Source organism: Streptomyces sp. SLBN-8D4, from assembly GCF_049739545.1.
Taxonomy (GTDB): Bacteria; Actinomycetota; Actinomycetes; order Streptomycetales; family Streptomycetaceae; genus Streptomyces; species Streptomyces canus_C.
The window spans coordinates 8,386,256-8,403,698 of record NZ_JBMGQC010000001.1 but is presented as its reverse complement, the minus strand read 5'-3'; the positions used below and the strand labels follow the sequence as shown (position 1 = coordinate 8,403,698).

The 17,443-nt window shown below is 73.0% G+C and carries 5 protein-coding genes and 1 pseudogene; 1 reads left to right on the top strand and 5 read right to left on the bottom strand.

Annotation, left to right across the window (positions count from 1 at the left end; all coding sequences use genetic code 11):
• Window positions 1–251: 251 nt before the first annotated feature.
• Window positions 252–2,426 carry an FUSC family protein gene (locus RKD20_RS38110; RefSeq protein WP_424881672.1) on the top strand — a complete coding sequence of 725 codons (2,175 nt, stop codon included), beginning with the start codon at window positions 252–254 and terminating at the stop codon, window positions 2,424–2,426.
• A 152-nt stretch (window positions 2,427–2,578) separates the two neighbouring features.
• Here the strand turns inward: RKD20_RS38110 and RKD20_RS38105 are convergent.
• The 5 genes and pseudogenes from RKD20_RS38105 to RKD20_RS38085 all read right to left on the bottom strand — a co-directional run.
• A pseudogene (locus RKD20_RS38105) lies at window positions 2,579–3,002 on the bottom strand (alkaline phosphatase family protein); the annotation flags it as partial.
• Between the two features lie 228 nt (window positions 3,003–3,230).
• Window positions 3,231–3,644, bottom strand: a complete 414-nt coding sequence (locus tag RKD20_RS38100; RefSeq protein WP_424881671.1) for a response regulator — start codon at window positions 3,642–3,644, stop codon at window positions 3,231–3,233.
• Window positions 3,645–3,750: 106 nt separating this feature from the next.
• Complete coding sequence (locus tag RKD20_RS38095; protein ID WP_424881670.1) at window positions 3,751–4,884, bottom strand: nucleotide disphospho-sugar-binding domain-containing protein; 1,134 nt, start codon at window positions 4,882–4,884, stop codon at window positions 3,751–3,753.
• A gap of 11 nt (window positions 4,885–4,895) precedes the next feature.
• Window positions 4,896–6,683 carry a condensation domain-containing protein gene (locus RKD20_RS38090; protein WP_424881669.1) on the bottom strand — a complete coding sequence of 596 codons (1,788 nt, stop codon included), beginning with the start codon at window positions 6,681–6,683 and terminating at the stop codon, window positions 4,896–4,898.
• Window positions 6,680–17,197 carry an amino acid adenylation domain-containing protein gene (locus RKD20_RS38085; protein WP_424881668.1) on the bottom strand — a complete coding sequence of 3,506 codons (10,518 nt, stop codon included), beginning with the start codon at window positions 17,195–17,197 and terminating at the stop codon, window positions 6,680–6,682. Before RKD20_RS38085 ends, RKD20_RS38090 begins: the two co-directional genes overlap by 4 nt.
• Window positions 17,198–17,443: the final 246 nt, after the last annotated feature.

Sequence of the window (17,443 nt, the reverse complement as noted above, 5' to 3'; positions counted from 1 at the left end):
CGCATGGCCCATCGTCGTGGCCCTCACCGATCTCCCGCTGCACTCCAACGGGCAAGCTCGCTGTGGCGCATTGGGATCAGGCCTGGAGAGCGACGAGGCGATCCGGGCAGCCGCATACTCCGAGCGCGAACGACCGGTTCCCGGACGCCCGTGCGGCATCGCCGCTCACCGCTGGCCGGCGTACCGGCAAGCACAGAGGCGGCGGCGCAGCCGACGCGACCCGGCAGCGCGTTCCGGCTAGGCTCACACCCGTGAGATGGCTGCGGGCCTTCGCGGAGGTCGTGCGATCAGGGCTCACCATCGAGGAGACGCGACTGGAGCCCCTGCTCGCGCTGCGCACGGCAGCCGGAGTGGCGATCGTCGTCGGGTTGGCGCTGTGGCTGGTCTCCCCTGCGTACGCCGCGTCCGCCGCCCTGGGTGCCTACTCCGCGGGTGGGGCCACCTTCCAGCGCACTTGGCGTCCGCGCAAGGTGATCGCGCTCGGTGCGGGCGCGGGTCTGGCGCTCAGCACCTTCGTGGGCTACCTGGCCGCAGGGCGACTCGTGACGTTCCTCCCACTGCTGGCCGTATGGGCCTTTGCCGCGGGGCTGGCGTGGGCTCTCGGCTCGACCGCTGGGATCGTCGCTGCGACGACGGTCGGCAGCATGCTGGTGACCATCACCCTGCCCACGAGTGCCGGGCGCGCCCTGGAGCACGCCGGGGTCATCGCACTGGGGGGCGTGGCGCAGGCCGTGCTGATTCTGCTGTTCCCGGTCCGCCGTTGGGGGGCGCATCGTGACGCGCTCGCCGACGCCCTGGCCGCCGTGGCGGACTACGCCCGCCGGCTGCGGCACGACCCCACCGCGCCGTTCGACCCTGAGCCGCTGATGACGGCCCGGGACGCGGCGGCCGTGACGCCGTCACAGGCCCGCACCCGTCCCCCCGTCCTCCACGGCCCCCGGGGCCTCGCCGAGCGCATTGTTCCGGTCGTCGCCGCGCTCGCCGACCCCGACGTCGGCGCCCCGCCGGAGGGACCCGGGCGGGACCGCGCACGGGAGTTGCTCAACGCGGCCGCCGACGTCCTGGACGCGGCCGCCCGTACGGTCCGACGCGGCACTCCCACCGAGGTGCCGACCGGGGCGGTGGAGGCCTTGCACGTCGATGAGGAGCACGAGGTGCTGGAGGGGCCCGCGCGGCAGGCCGCCGAGCGCCTCGTGGAGCTGCTCGGCGAGGCGTTGGAGATCGCCGGGAGCGGCGAGGCGCGCGACAAGACGCCTACGCCGCACGGACCCGCGAGCGCCCAGATCCTGGTGCGCCCGACCATGTTCCGGCTCCTCCCGGTCGTCGTCCGGGCGGTCCGCCCAGAACTCCGCCGGGACTCGCCCGTGTTCCGGCATGCCGTCCGCCTCGCGGCGGTGGCGACGCTCGGCTATCTGATCGCTTCCCGGCTGCCCCTGCACCACGGCTACTGGGCGCCCATCGCCTCGGTGATGGTGATGCGGCCGGACTTCCACCGGACGTACGCGCGAGCGGTGGCCCGTCTCGCCGGAACCCTGGCGGGGGTCGCGCTCGCCACCGGGATGGTGCGGGCCCTGGGACCGGACGCCCATGTGTTCGGGGCGCTGGCGGTGGTCTCGGCGGCCCTGTCGTACACGCTGGTCCGTACCGGCTACGCCTACTCCCAGTGCTTCACTGCCGCGTACGTCGTCTTCCTGCTCGGCATGGGCGGCCAGGCATGGGAGCAGACGGTCCCGGAGCGGGTGGTGCTCACCCTGCTCGGCGGGGTCCTGGCGATGCTGGCGTACGTGGTGTTCCCCGCATGGGAGACCCCCCGGCTGCCGGGCCGGCTTGCGGACTGGCTCGACGCCAACGGCCGTTACGCGGCAGCGGTGCTCCGCAGCTATGCCGAACCGACCCCGGAACAACGCGCCGACGTGCGCAGGGCCCTGCTGGCGAGCAGGGAGGCACGTGCCGCCTGGAAGGAAGCCTACGACCAGGCACGGCAGGAACCGGTCCGCCCCAGGGGGCTGACATCGCGCGAGGCGGAGGAGGCGGAGGAAGCGCTCAAGGGGTTCGACCGGGCGGCGATGGTCATGGAGAGCCACGTCCCGCGGGTCGACAGCCGTTTCGCCCCCGAGGCCGAGCGGCTCGCCGAGGCTCTGGAGGCGGACACCGCCCGGGCGGCAGTCGATGTGCGCGAGCACCGGAATCCGGACTGGGGGCGCGTGGAGGAGGCGCTCCACGCGTGGGCGGGCGCCGCCGGGGACCGGAGCCCGGTACTGCGACGCGGCGCGGAACTGCAGAAGCGGGCCTTGGAGGATCTCGCCACAGCTGTAAGCCGCACACCCCTGGAACGTGACGTCGGCTCCGCTCGCGAGGAGCAACGGGTGCGGGCGGCCATGGCTGCGGAAGACGATGGATCAGGACCTCGGAACCGGGGCGGCTGACGGCTCGGTGACAAGGAGCCCCCGCGCTCGGAAGTCCGTGATGTCGGGGGCAAGGGCGTCGATCGCCTCGTCCGCGGTGGTCGCCGGGTGACCGGCGTCGGTGGGTCAGCGTGCGCCGGGCGAACATGGGCGCGAGGACGCGATGTCCGCCGTGGGCCCCAGTACCGGAAGGGCGGGAACTCCCCGAGCAGATCGGTGAGTTCGTCGTGCAGGGCTTGCGGGTGGGTGTAGCAGTCGGGCTCCTTGCGGCCGTCGGCGTGGTAGACGGGGCGCGGGGTCGGTCCAGTTGACGTCGGCTCCCATGGCGTACCACCAGCACACGTTGGCGACGGTGTAGCCGGGGGCCGGTCGGCGGACGGTCTCCCAGATCTTCTCCCCGCCGACGAGCCGGTTGCGCCGGCGCCACAGCAGCACCTCGCCGAGGTCGCGGAAGTACCAGCCGTTGGCCACCGCACCGTGCACAGCCGGGGTCTCCCCGGTGAGCAGGGTCGACTGGACTGTGCAGGTGACCGCGGGCAGCACGGGGTCCAGGCGGGCCCGGAACCCGCGTTCACCGAGGGCGCGCAGGTGGGGCATGTGGGAGAGGAGCCGCGGGGTGACCGGCTCGGGGGTCTCGTACTCGTCGTACGTGGCTATGTGGTCACCGTCCTTACCCAGGGGATTGGCCCGGGGCGGGCCGCCGGTCGCTTCCGCCGGCCCGCCCCGCGTTCGCCTCGCCAACGTAGGACTCCCGTCGTCCCGGGCTCCCGGGGCCACGGGGCCACGGGCCCGACCGGATCCCGCACCGGCCCGGGCGGGGCGGGATCACGAGCCCAGACCACCGTCCCGGGCCAACTCGTGCACCACGGAGAAGTAACTGCCCATCCGCGCGGCCACGGCGGGACTGAACACCGCGCCCTTGCGGGCGACGGTGGGCAGGGCCGCGACGACCATGTCGTCGTCGTCCGACATGGACATCATGAGCACCCTGGGTCCCTCGGTACCGAGGTGCTGGGCGGCGGTGATGGCCGCGACCACGGAGATCCCGGAGGCGTCCGGCATCTGTACGTCCATCAGGACCACGTCGGCGCGCACGCGTTCGTGCACGAGGGCGCGTACGGCCTCCTCGGCGCTCTCCGCCTCGCCCACCACCTCGAGGTCCTCGATGTCCTCCGTGGCCAGCCGCACACCGGCCCGGAACAGCGGATGGTCGTCCACCACGAACACACCTATGGTCACGCTTCGCTCCCCGGGAGGGTCACGCGGACGAGGGTTCCGGGTGGGCCGTCGGGCCGGGGCACCGTGCCACGGCGTCATTTGGCCGCGAAGAAACACACCTGCGCCCTCAGGCCCTCCCGGCCAATGGCTCGAGCCGCACCACGAGATCGGCCGGGCTGGGCTGTGCCGCGATCTCCGCCCGTACTTCGCGCGCGACCCGCGCCGGGCCGGTCTCCTGGAGCAGCCGCAGCAGTGCCGCCTCGACGGAAGCCGCGTCCGTCTCCTCGGGAGCGAGGGTCAGCCCGGCTCCCCGGGCCGCGACGACGGCCGCGTTGGCCGGCTGGTCGGCCATGCGCGGCAGCACCAGCTGCGGTACGCCGTGGACGAGTGCCGCCAGCGAGGTGCCGGCCCCTCCGTGGTGGACGATGGCCGAGCAGCTCGGCAGCAGGGCGCTGAGCGGAACCCATCCGGCCACCCGGACGTTGGCGGGCACCGGGCCGAGCGCCGCCGCCTGCTCCTCCCCCATCGCGAGCACCACGTCCAGGTCGAGAGCCCCGCACCGGTCCAGGAACGTGCTCAGCTCCCCGAGTTCACCGGACAGCGGCAGCACACTGCCCAGGGTGAGACAGACCCGGGGCCGGGCCGGCGCCGACAGCAGCCACTCGGGCAGCAGACGGCTCTCGTTGTACGGCACACAACGCATCAGCCACTCCGTGGCGCTGTGGCGGCCGCCCATGCTCGGGGGGCGTATGTCGATGACGGCGGTCGCAACGGCCGGTTCGGCGACCCCGAGTGCGGCCCTCGTGGGCTCCAGGTACTCGGCGATGGATTTGCGGTAGCCGACGGCCTGTTCGTCACCGCCCGCCCAGGCCAGCCGCACGCTCTGCTCGACGAGGGGCACCCCGAGGGTGGCCGCGACCAGGGGCCCTGCGCCCTGCTCCAGGGTGGACAGCACGAGGTCCGGGCGGAACTCCCGGGCGAGGGCCAGCAGACCCGCGGCCATCTCCTCCCCGAACAGACCCAGGCCGCCGCGCCGGGGCCTGGGCTCGCCCGGCGGAGTCAGGTGGATCGCCCGGCTCGCCTCCATGAACTCGGCGAACACGTCACGGCCCGGGCACACGTCGACGGCCGGGAGACCGGCGGCGACCAGGGTCCGCGCCGCCTGGGCGTTGTTGGCGACCAGGACCTCGTGCCCGGCGGCCCGCAGGGCCCAGGCGAGAGGCACGGTGGGCAGGTACAGTCCCGAGCCCGGGGCTGCCATGGACAGGACTCTCATCGCGGGATGCCTTCCGTTGCGCGCGGACCGTCGACGAGGAGCCGAGCGGTGCCGGTACGAGTGCCGAGGCGTTCGGCGGTGTCGGACGTGGTGATGAGCAGGACGGGTCGCGCGTCGGCGAGCATGAACTCGATGCGTTCGCTCGGATAGGCGGGGTCGATGGGCAGATAGGCCGCGCCCGCCTTGAGGACCGCGAGGAGGGACACGACCATCTCGGTCGACCGCGGCATCGCGAGGGCGACGATGTCCTCGGGGCCGATGCCCCGCCCCGTCAGGTCGGTCGCCAGCCGCTCCGCCCGGTCGTCCAGTTCCCGGTAGGTGATGGTCAGGCCGCCGTGGCGGACCGCGGTGTTGTCGGGGGTGGCGGCGGCCTGGGCGGCGAACAGTTCGGCGACGGAGCGGCGCGGTACCGGCCGGGCCGTGTCGTTCCACTCCACGAGGAGGCTGTGCTCGTCCTCGCCCAGCAGGTCGATGCCGTCGACGCGGATGTCGGCCGCCGCGTCGGCGAACAGGCGCAGCAGCCGCAGGAGGCGGTCCCCGATGCGCCGGGCGGCGGTGCCGGTGATGACGTCCGGCCGGTGGCCGAGGTGGAGCACGAGCCGCTCACCGGGATGGGCGAGCAGGCTCAACGGGTAGTGGACGGTGTTGTGCGCCTCGGTTCCCGCCACCCGGACGCCCCCGACGGTGTCGACCGCCCTGTCGACCGGATAGTTCTCGAACACGACGAGCGTGTCGAAGAGTTCGCCGTCGATGTCCACGAGGGTCTGGATCTCGGTCAGCCCGAGATGGTGATGAGCGACCAGCCTGGACTGCTCCTCCTGGAGCCGGGTGTACAGCGCGGCGAGGGTCTCCGCGCGGTCCGTGCGGACGCGCACCGGCACCGTGTTGACGAGCATGCCGACCACCGACTCGACATCGGGCAGCTCCGGGGCCCGGCCGGACACCGTCGTCCCGAACACGACGTCGTCGGCGCCGGTGAGCCGGGACAGGAGCAGGCCCCAGGTGCCCTGCACCACGGTGTTGAGGGTGACCCCCAGCCGCCGGGCCCGGTCTGTGACGGCGGCGGTGAGGTCCTCGGGGACGGTGAGGACGATCTGCTCCGTCGCCGTCGCCGTGTGACTGTCGGCGTACGGCGCCACCCTGGTCGCTTCCGCGAGGCCGCTCAACGCCGCTCGCCACGCCTCTCGGGCGGCGGGTGCGTCCTGCTCGCCGCGCCACGCGAAGAACGTCTGGGGGGAGACCGCCGGCGGCAGGACGGAGGCGTCACCGCCGACGCCGTAGACGGTGAAGAGCTCGCGCAGCAGCAGCGAGGTGGACCAGCCGTCCAGCACGATGTGATGGTTGGTCAGCACGAGCCGGCAGCGGTCGGCCCGGAGCCGGATCAGGGTGAAGCGCGCCAGTGGGGCGGCCGCGAGGTCGAACCGGCCCGCGCGTGTGCGCCGGGTGATCCGCTCGACCTCGGCGGACAGTTCGCCGTCCGGGAGGGCGGTGAGGTCGTGCTCCTCCCAGGGCGTGGCCACCTCGGATTGGATCACCTGCACGGTGTCGCCGGCGGTCCGGCGGCGAAAACTCGCCCGCAGGGTCGGATGGCGGCGTACGACGGCCTGCACCGAGCGGCGCAGCGCCGGCACGTCGAGCTGCCCCTCCAGGTCCAGTGCCACCTGCACGTTGTAGAGGGCCGAGCCTGCGTCGTCGTACGCCGCGTGGAAGAGCAGTCCTTCCTGGAGCGGGGTGAGCGGCAGGATGTTCTCGATTTTCGGTGTACGGCGCGTCGCACTCGTCACAGGTCCCCCTCCAGGGCCAGTTCTTCCTGAAGCCGGTCGATCTCGTCCTGGGAGAGCGCGACCAGGGGCAGGTCGGAGGGGCTGTGGCCGCCCGCGTCCGGCCGTCGCACGTGATCGACGAGGGTCCGCAGGGCGCGGAACCAGATCTCCCCCAGCTCCTCGACCTCCTGGGCGGTGAACAGCTCTGCCGCCCAGGCCCATTCGGCGACGAGCGCCGGCGCGCGCAGCTCGTCCCCCTCGGACGCACGGTCGTCGCGGACGAGGGTGTTGAGCTCGATGGTGTGCGCCAGGGGCAGTCCGGGGTCGGCACCGCCCGAGAAGCCGCCGATCTCGTGGGCCGGGGACCAGTCCTCGCTGTCGGCGGGCGCGCTGAACCGCCCGAGGTGGTTGAAGCCGATCTCGGGCACCGGCAGCCCGGCGAGGACCTGCCGGGTGCGCGGGTTGAGATACCGGAGCAGTCCGTGTCCCAGCCCTCGGTCGGGGATGGCGGCCAGCTGCTCCTTGACGCGCTTGAGCGCCCGGCCCGCCTCGGGACCCGCCGCCCACAGGTCGGCCCGGTCGAGGACGCCGGGGTCGAGGCGGACCGGGTGGACACTGGTGAACCAGCCCACCGTGCGGGACAGGTCGACACCGCCCACCGCGTCCTGCACCCGGCCGTGCCCCTCGACGTCCACGCGCACGGGGCCGACGGGACGCCCGCGGCGACGGCACCACTCCTGCACCGCCAGAGCCATGCCGGTCAGCAGGACGTCGTCGGCGGTGGCGTGGAAGGTCTCGGTGACCTCCGTCAGCAGCGCCGCGGTCGTCTCGGCCGGCAGGGTCAGCGACAGGGTCCGCCGGGTGGCCACCACATCGCGGCCGGGGTCCGGAGCACGGTTGCCGAGCGGATCGCTCTCTCCCGCCAACTGCTCTTCCCACAGCGCCAGTTCGTCCTCCCGGTACGGGTTGAGCGCTTCCTCCGCCAGCAGCCGCGTCCACCGGCGCAGCGACGTGGGCACGGGAGCCGGCTCGACGGCCTCGCCGCCGCGCAGCGCCGCTACGGCTTCGGCGAGGTCGCCCACCAGGATCCGCCAGGACACACCGTCCACGGCCAGATGGTGGACGACCAGCAGCAGGTACCCGGGGTCGGCGGGCCCCGAATCGAGCCGGACGGCCTGCCACATCAGCCCGTTCTCCGGGTCCAGCCGGTCCCGGGCGAGCTCGGCCTGGCGTCGGGCGGCCTCGCGCAGCCTGTCTCCGTTCAGCCCGCGGACGTCGTGACGGAGGAGGTGCGGGGCACCCTCGGCGTCAACCCCGGCAGCTCCGGAATCACCGCCTCCGCCGGGTGCCATGATCTCCAGTCCCCACCGCGGTCCCTCGTCCGCGCGCCGCAGCCGCAGCCGCAGCCGCAGCGCCTCATGCCGCTCCCCCACCGACCTCAGCGCCGCAGTGAGGGTCCCGTCGTCCACGCCGGCCGGCAGCCGCAGCACCATCGACTGGCTGAACCGCCGTACGGGGCCCCGCAGTTCGCGCAGCCGCTCCATCACCGGCGTCGGACTCAGCGGGCCCGGACCCGCCTCGTCGTCCTCCGGTGCCGTCTCGGGTCCTTCGTCCTCCCGTGCCGCGCCCGCCAGTTCGGCCGGGCTGCGGTGGCGGAAGAGGTCGCGGGGGGTGAAGACAAGGCCCTCGCGCCGGGCCCGGCTCACCAGTTGGATGGAAGTGATGCTGTCCCCGCCCAGGGCGAAGAAGCTCTCGTCGGCGCCGACCCGCGGCACGCCCAGGACCTGCGCGAACAGTTCGCACAGCAGTCGCTCGCGGCTGGTGCGCGGGGCCCGCACGGTGTCCCGCGCGGATTCGTGCTCCTGCGGCGCGGGCAGCGCCTCGCGGTCCAGTTTGCCGTTGGCGGTGACCGGCAGCCGGTCGAGGACCACATGGGCGGCCGGGACCATGTGGGCGGGCAGCACCTCGGCGGCACGGGCCGTCACATCGTCGACGTCGATGTCCGCGCCGGGCCGCGGGACCAGGTAGGCGATCAGCCGGGGGCCGCCCGCCGTGCCCTCGCGGGCCAGGACGGCCGCGCGCTCCACGGTGGGATGCCGGGCCAGTACGGCCTCGATCTCGCCGGGCTCGACCCGGTGTCCCCGGATCTTGACCTGGTCGTCGCCGCGGCCGAGGTAGTCGAGGGTGCCGTCGGGCAACCACCGGACCAGGTCACCGGTGCGGTACATCCGGCCCCCCGGCGCGGCGAACGGGTCGGCCAGGAAACGGGTGGCCGACAGGGCGGGCCGGTTCAGATAGCCACGGGCCACCCCGGCGCCGCCGAGGTACAGCTCGCCGGGCACCCCGACGGGGACGGGGCGCAGCCACCGGTCCAGGACGTATGCCCGGGTATGCGGCAGCGGCCGGCCGATGGGCGGGGCGAGCACCTCGCGCGGGTCGGTGGACTCCCAGTCGGTGGCGTAGACGGTCCCTTCTGTCGGGCCGTAGAGGTTCACGATCCCCGTGCCGGGCAGTGACTCGCGGATCTGGCGGACGAGTTGCTCGGGCAGGGCCTCGCCCGCGAGCACGAGCAGCGGAGCCGAGAACCGCAGCGGCGGGCTGGCGAGCAGTCCGGCCAGGGCCGAGGGCACACCGCTGATCAGGGAGCCGGTCCAGGGCCGCTCCGCCAGCTCCAGCAGGTTCCGTACGATCTCCACCTGCCCGCCGGCCACCAGCGGGGCGAAGAGCTCGAAGACCGACACGTCGAAGGTCAGTGAAGTGGCGGCCAGCACGCGCCGCAGTCGGTCGGTGCCGAATCTGTCGGCCGCCCAGCCCAGCAGGGCGTCCATGGCGGAGCGCGGCACGACGACGGCCTTGGGGCGCCCGGTGGAGCCGGAGGTGTGGATGACGTAGGCGGTGCCGGTGCCGGGGCAGGTGTCCGGGAGGTCGTCGTCCGAGAACCCGGCGAGGGCGTCCACGGAGCCGGGGTCGTCCAGGCACAGGCGCGGCAGCACGGACGGGTCCGGCAGCCCGGGCGGGGTCTCTCCGCCGAGCAGCAGCAGGACAGGCGCGGCGTCCTCGACGATGAAGGCCGTGCGCGCCGCCGGATGCCCGTGGTCCACGGGCAGGTAGCCGGCGCCCGCCTTCAGGACGGCCAGCAGGGCGACCATCATGTCCACCGACCGGGGTACCGCCACGGCCACCAGGTCCTCGGGGCCGACGCCGCGCGTCTTCAGCAGCCGGGCCAGCCGGTTGGCGCGCGCGTTCAGTTCACCGTAGCTCAGGGACTCCGGTCCGCAGACCACCGCCGTGCGGCCGGGGGTGCGGGCCGCCCGGTCCTGGACCGCCGCGGTGACCGGGAGGGGGCGGGCCGCCGGACCGGTGTCGTTCCAGCCGTCGGTGAGCCGGCTCAACTCGGCCGCGTCCAGGGCCTCGATGGCGCGGGTCGGGGTGTCGAGGCCGGTCACGGCGATGGTCCGCAGCACCTGGGCGCAGCGGTCGGCGATGCGTTCGGCCTCGTCGGGTGTGAACAGATCCGGCCGGTAGGTGAACTGGAGGGTGAGCAAAGGCCCGGGGGTGACGATCAGCGCCAGCGGATAGTGCACGTCGTTGTGGGTGCGCAGGTCCGTGACGCGCGGTCCATCGGTGTCCGGGCCGACGGTCATGGCGTCCGCGTCCAGGGGGTAGTTCTCGAAGACCGTCAGCGTGTCGAACAGCTCGCCTTCCAGGCCGGTCAGCCGCTGGATGTCGGCCATCCCGAGGTGGTGGTGGGCCGAGAGCCGGGACTGTTCGTCCTGCAGGCGGGCGAGCAGCGTGCCGAGGGGTTCGTCGGGATCCAGTCGCACCCGCACCGGAACGGTGTTGATGAAACAGCCGATCATCGTCTCGGTGCCCGGCAGCTCCGGCGGCCGTCCCGCGACGGTGGTGCCGAAGACGATGTCGTCGCTGTCGGTCAGTCGGCTGAGCAGCAGGCTCCACGCCGCCTGGACCAGGGTGTTGGCCGTGACGCCGTGCGCCCGCGCCCGCCCGGTCAGTGCGGCCGTGACGGATTCGGGGAGCCGGACGGTGTGGGAGGCGGGGACGACGGAGGTACGGACGTCGCCCTGCGGGGCGAGCCGGGTCGGTGCCGGCAGCTCGGCGAGTGTCTCGCGCCACGCCTCCTCGGCCGCCGCCCGGTCCTGCCGCTCCCGCCACCGCAGGTACTCCCGCCAGGACGTGTCGGGCCGCGGCGGGGCGCCGGTGCCCCGGTTCCGGTAGAGGGCGAAGAGCTCCTGGAGCAACAGGGGCATCGACCAGCCGTCCAGGATGATGTGGTGGTTGGTCACGGCCAGGGTGAAGCGCCGTTCGTCCAGACGCAGCAGAGTGCAGCGCAGCAGGGGCGCCTCGGCGAGGTCGAAGCGCCGGCTCAGGTCCTCGCGGACGAGGCGTTCCGCCTGTGCGGCCCGCTCCGCGGGATCGGTCGCGCTCAGGTCGACGTACCGCCACGGTGTGGGGACCTGAGCCCGGATGACCTGGACGGGTCCGCCGTGTGGACGGTGCCGTACGCAGGCACGCAGGACGGGGTGACGGCGCAGGAGGGTGGCGACCGCCTCGCGCAGGGCCCCGGCGTCGACGTCGCCCGCCAGGTCGAGCGCGACCTGTACGTGGTAGACGTCGGGCGCCCGGTCGTCGTAGGCGGCGTGGAAGGCCAGGCCCTGCTGGAGCGGTGTCAGCGGCAGGATGTCCTCGGCGTCCGGGCAGGCGCCGGTGATCTCGTCGACGTCCTGCTGTGCGAGGCGGGCCAGCGGGAAGTCCGACGGGGTGTGCCCGCCGGCGCCCGGGCGGCGGGCACAGGCCGCGAGGGCACCGAGGGCCCGGAACCAGGTGTCGGCGAGGTCGCGGACGTCGTCCTCGGCCAGAAGGCCGCCCGGCCAGGACCATTCGGCCGCCAGCCGGGGACCGGTGGCGTCGTCGTGGACGAGGGCGTTGATCTCCAGTGCGTGGGCGAAGGGTGCTGCGGGGTCGGCGTCGCCGGTCAGTCCGGTGCCGTCCGCGACCGGCGACCATCCGCCGCGGCTGCCCGTGAGGGCGAACCTGCCGAGGTAGTTGAAGCCGATGTCCGCGGTGGCCGGTCCGGCGAGGACGGGGCCGGTGCGGGGGTTGAGATGGCGCAGCAACCCGAATCCCAGCCCGTTGCCGGGGACGGCCGCCAGTTGTTCCTTGACGGTCCGCAGGGCGTCACCGGCCGCCGGTCCCGCGGCCCAGACGTCCTCCCAGTCGGTGACCTCGGGGTCGACGCCGACCGGGAAGAGGGTGGTGAACCAGCCGACGGTACGGGACAGATCGGCGCCGTCCACGGCCTCCTCCTCGCGGCCGTGCCCCTCCACGTCGACGAGCACCGGGGCGCGGGCGCCGCCGTTTCTCCGGCGCAGGTCCTGGACGGCAAGCGCCAGCGCGGTGAGCAGCACATCGTTGGCCGTGGCGTGAAAGGCGGCGGTGACCTCGGTGAACAGGGCCGCTGTGGTGGCGCTGTCGAGGCGGGACACCAGGGTGCGCCGGGTGGCGTGGGTGTCGCGCGCGGTATCGAGCGGGCGGCCGCCGAGCGGGGTCCCGGTCCGCGTGAGGACCCGCCGCCAGTACGGGAGTTCCGCCTCCCGTTCCGGCGTCAACGCCGACTCGGCCAGCGCCCGCGCCCACTGCCGGAACGGCATGGCCACCGGAGCCGGACTCGGTCGGCCGCCCTCGGCCAGGGCCGTGTACGCGTCGGCGAGGTCGGGCACGAGGACGCGCCAGGACACTCCGTCGACGGCGAGGTGATGCACCGTCAGGAGCAGGGTGCCCGGACGGTCCTGGCCCGCGTCGCACCAGACAGCTTGCAGCATCGTCCCGGCCTCGGGATCCAGCCGGTCCCGGGCCGCCTCTTCCGCTGCCCGCATGTCGTCGCCCGGACCGAGTCCGACCAGGCAGTCCCGCGCGTCCACCGAGCCGGGGGGCCGGGTCTCCAGAGCCCAGGTGTCGCCGTCCCGGGTGAGTTTCAGGCGCAGGGTGTCGTGGTGGTCCAGGACGGTCTGCAGGGCCCCGCACAGCGTCTCCTCGGACAGTCCGGAGGGGACGTCCAGGCGCAGGGACTGGCTGAACCGCCGTACCGGGCCGCCGCGTTGCCGCAGCTCGTGGACGATCGGCGTGAGCGGGACGGGGCCTGTTCCCGAACCGGGTTCGGCGTCCACGACGCGGGTGCCGGCGACCTCGGCGAGCCTGGCCACGGTCCGGTGCTCGAAGACGTCCCGCGGCGTGAACACGAGCCCGGTGGCGCGCGCCCGGCTGACCAGCTGGATCGAGCTGATGCTGTCCCCGCCGTGGTCGAAGAAGCTGTCGTCGACGCCGACGGCGGGCAGTCCCAGCACCTCGGCGAAGAGCGCGCACAGCAGTTCCTCGCGCGGGCCGCGCGCCTGCCGGCCGGACCCCGTGGCCCGGAAGTCGGGTGCCGGAAGCGCCTGGCGGTCCAGTTTTCCGTTGGCCGTGGTGGGCAGTTCCTCCAGGACCATGACGGCGGCGGGGACCATGTGGTCGGGCAGCTTCTCCCGCAGGTAGGCGCGCAGTGCCGACGACAGCCGCCCGGCCTCCCGCACGACCGAAGGCCGGTTGGTGTACGGCTGCGGCGGCGCGCCCGCGGCGGGCAGGCACACGTCCGTCAACGCGCCGGTGTGTTCCGGCGGCAGGAAGAGCACGTCCAGTTCGCCGCGGGTGCCGTCGCCGCTCCAGGTGACCACCGTGCGGTGGCCGAGTCGCTCCCCCAGCTCGTGGAAGGCCTCGGGGACCGTGTCGGTGGGGGCGTCCGGCTCCGGCGGGGCCTGCGGGGTGAACACCCGTCGGGTCGCCGCCACTTCGGGTGCGAGTCGGGCGTTGGGTACGCCGACGAGGCGCAGCCCGTCCGGATCGCGCCGGGCGAGCCTCTCGCGCAGGGCCGCGAGGTCGGGGATCTCGGTGCCCCAGGCGGCTCTCGGCACCTCGCGCAGGGACAGCGGCGGCCGGTCGGAGCGCTTGTGCAGGACGACGTCGTAGCGGTAGCGGCTCAGTTCGTTGTCGTAGCGTCCGCGCTTGACCCTGATGTCGACCCCTGCGGCGTCGGCGGTGTCCCGGGCCAGGGTGGTGAAGAAGTGCGGGTCCACGAGGAGTTCGTTCTCCTGGAGGGCCCGTTGCGCGACGGCCCGCCGCACGGCCCGCGGTTCCTCGCCGGCGGGGGTGCGGGCCAGTTGGACGGCGGTGTCGAAGAACCGACGCAGACGCAGATTGCGGACGTCGCCGACGAAGACCGCGCCGCCCGGCCGGAGCAGGCGCAACGCTCCTCGCAGCACGGCCCGCAGGTAGTCGGCACCGGGGAAGTACTGCGCCACGGAGTTGAGGACCACGGTGTCGAAGAAGCGCTCGGGCAGGCCGTCCAGGTCGTCGGCCGGCCGGGTACGCAGTTCCACCCGGCCGTGCAGCTCGGGCCGGCCCTCGATGTGCCGGCGCAGGGCGGCGATCGCGGCGGCGGAGAAGTCGGTCGCCCAGTAGCGCTCTGTCCCGGGGGCGAGCCGGGACAGCAGCAGGCCGCTGCCGACGCCGATCTCCAGCACCCGGCGGGGCCGGAGCGAGCGGATGGCCTCCACCGTGGTGTCCCGCCACTCGTTCATCTCGTCCAGCGGCATGGGGCGGCCGGTGTAGCTGCTGTCCCAGCCGGCGAAGTCCTCGCCGAAGGCCGCCTCGGGCTCGGCGCTGTACATCGACTGGTAGAGCTGTTGCCACTGGTCGACGTGCTCGCCGCGGATCTCGTCGAGACGGGCGGCGAGCCGGTCCCGGTCGGGCACGGCGTAGCCGACCAGACAGCGCCCGGAGGGGCCGTCGTCACGGGCGATCACCGCCACCTCGCCGACCTCCGGGTGCTCCCCCAGCACCGAGGCGATCTCGCCGGGTTCGATGCGTACGCCGCGGATCTTGACCTGGTCGTCCGCCCGTCCCAGGTAGACGAGGTTTCCCTCGGCGTCCCAGTGGGCCAGGTCCCCGGTGCGGTACATGCGGTCGCCGGGCTCGCCGAAGGGGCAGGCCACGAAGCGCTCGGCGGTGACTGCCGGTCGCTCGAAGTACCCGCGGGCGAGACCGGCGCCTGCGAGGTAGAGCTCGCCCGGCACTCCTTCGGGCACCGGTCGCAGCGCCTTGTTCAGCACGTACACGCGGGTGTTGGCGATCGGACGCCCGATCGGCGGGGCCGTCGTCGCCGCGGGGTCGCACTGCCACGACGTGACGTCGATGGACGCTTCGGTAGGCCCGTACAGGTTGTGCAGCTCGCAGTCGAGCACCGCGAAGAAGCGGGCGGCGAGTTCGGCGGGAAGCGCCTCCCCGCTGCAGATGACCCGGTGCAGACTCGTGCAGTCGCCCGCCCCGGGGTCGGACAGGAAGGCCTGCAGCATGGACGGCACGAAGTGCACGGTGGTGATGCGCTGTGCACGGATGACGGACGTGAGGTACTCGGGATCGCGGTGCCGGCCTGGTTCGGCCATGACCAGGGTGGCGCCGGCTGTCAGGGGCCACAGGAACTCCCATACGGAGACGTCGAATCCGCACGAGGTCTTCTGGAGCACCCGGTCCTGTTCCGTGAGCCGGTAGCGGTCCTGCGTCCAGCGCAGCCGGTTCGCCAGCCCGGCATGGGTGTTGACCGCGCCCTTGGGGCGGCCGGTGGAGCCTGAGGTGTGCAGGATGTAGGCGGGTGAGTCCGGCAGGAGCGGGCGGGGACGGTCCGCCGGGGTGATGTCCTGAGCGAGCGGTTCGCTCAGCGCGTCGTCCAGTGGCGCGTCGTCGAGGAGGAGCTGGGGGGTGCCGGCGGTGTCGGGCAGCCGGGCCGTCGTGTCGCGGGTGGTGATCAGCAGGGCCGGGTGCGTGTCGTCGAGCAGTTGGGCGATCCGGTCGGCCGGGTACTCCGGGTCGACCGGCAGGAAGGCGGCGCCCGACTTGAGGACCGCGAGCAGGGCGGTCGTCAGTTCCACGGACCGGGGTACGGCCAGGGCGACGACGTCCTCGGGCCCCAACCCCCGGGCGAGCAGGAGACGGGCGAGACGGTTGGCCCGCTCGTTCAGCTCCCGGTAGGTGAGGACACCTCGCGCGTCGACGACCGCCTGGGCGTCGGGTGCGGCGGCGGCGCGGGCCTGGATCAGGTCGATGACCGTCTCCGGACCGTACCCGCTCCGGGTGGCGTTGCGCGCGTCGAGCAGCCGCTCCAGGTCGTCGGAGCGGAACACGTCGAGGGCGTCGCCGGGGGTGCCGGGTTCCGCGGCGGCCATGTGCTCCAGCAGCCGCAGCAGGCCGTCGCGGTGGACGGTCAGGTCCCGCAGGTCGTAGAGCTCGGAGTTGCCGTCGACATCCATCCGGCATCGGCCGCCGCGGGCATCCGGGTAGAACACGAATGCCAGATCGTCGACCGGACCATTGGTGAGATTGTGAACGGCGGCCTGGCAGTCGCCGAACCGCACCTCCTGGTCGAAGAACTGGAGGTTGACATGCGGCCCGACCAGCGGACTGCGCTCATCACCCGACCCGAGGTCGTTCCGCAGGTCCTCGTATCGATAGCGCTGATGGCGTAAGCACAGTCGCACTTCCGCCGCCACGTTTTCCAATAAGCATTCCAGTGCTTTACCTGGAGTTGCCTGAACCCGCAGGGGGACGACATTGGACATCATCCCGGGAAGGTTTCTGGACAACTTCCCGAATCGGGCAGTCACCGGCAGTCCGAGGACGACGTCGGGCTCCCCGGTGAGCCGTGCCGTGTACAGGACGGATGCCGTGGCGAATACGGTGGGAAGCGTCACCCCGCAGCGGCCCGCAAGCCCTTCGAGGGCGGTGATGCTTTCCTTCTCAAGTACCGCCGTCACCCGCCCGCGACCAACAGGACGATTGCGTTCCGCTTTCCCGAATTCGGCGGGTGCGGGGCTGCCGGCCAGCTTCGCCTTCCAGAACTGGCGATCGGCCTCGAATGTACGGGAGTTCCGGTAGTCACGGTCCATCCGCACCTGTTCACCGAAGGGCGCGAAGCCCGGCCCCTCCAGCGTGCGCCCTTCGGCCAGCGCGGTGTACGCGGCGCCCGCGCGACGCACGAACAGCGCACCGGAGAAGCCGTCCATGGCGACATGGTGGCCGCGCAGGAACCAGAGGTGCCGTTCGTCCTCCACCTGGATCAGCGCCAGGGAGAACATCCGCCCGCACTCCGGCGCCAGGGGCACGTCGAGGGCCTCGGCCATCCACTCCGTCGCCGCCTCGAACGACCGCTCCCGGTCCCGAAAGTCCAGGCAGGGCATGGTGAACTCCGCCGCGCCGTCGACGACTTGGACCGGCTCGCGGCCCGTCTCGTCGATGCGCGCCCACATGCCGGGCCACTCACAGAGCGTCTCGCGCGCCGCACGCACGAGGAGGTCGGACCGGAGGGGGCCGGTGATGTCGACGTACACCGCGACGCTGTAGTCGAGGCCCTCCCGCGCGAGGCGCTGGGCGAGCCACATTCCGGTCTGCGCGGTGGTGAGAGGGAATTCCTGACGCGCTGGTGCGGACATGCCGAAGTCCTCCGCGAAGCTGATGACGGTCGTAGCCCACTCGAAGACAGGCGTGCTGAAAACAGCCGTCGGCGCACCCCGCGCCGACCCGGTTGCCTTCCCTGACTGTTTTCTCTGAGTTTCCCTGGAAGTTCGAGGGAAGCGTCAGCGCGGTTTCCCGGCGCGGCCCCGTTTCAAACAGAATGCCGGACCCATGTGAAACCCCCGTCCCCGTATGCCGTACCGCGCTCCCCGGGCCTGACTCAC

Bases quoted from the DNA above. Each gene is read 5' to 3' on its own strand.
- RKD20_RS38095 (WP_424881670.1), bottom strand. From the start codon at position 4,884: ATGGCAGCCCCGGGCTCGGGACTGTACCTGCCCACCGTGCCTCTCGCC.
- RKD20_RS38085 (WP_424881668.1), bottom strand. From the start codon at position 17,197: ATGTCCGCACCAGCGCGTCAGGAATTCCCTCTCACCACCGCGCAGACC.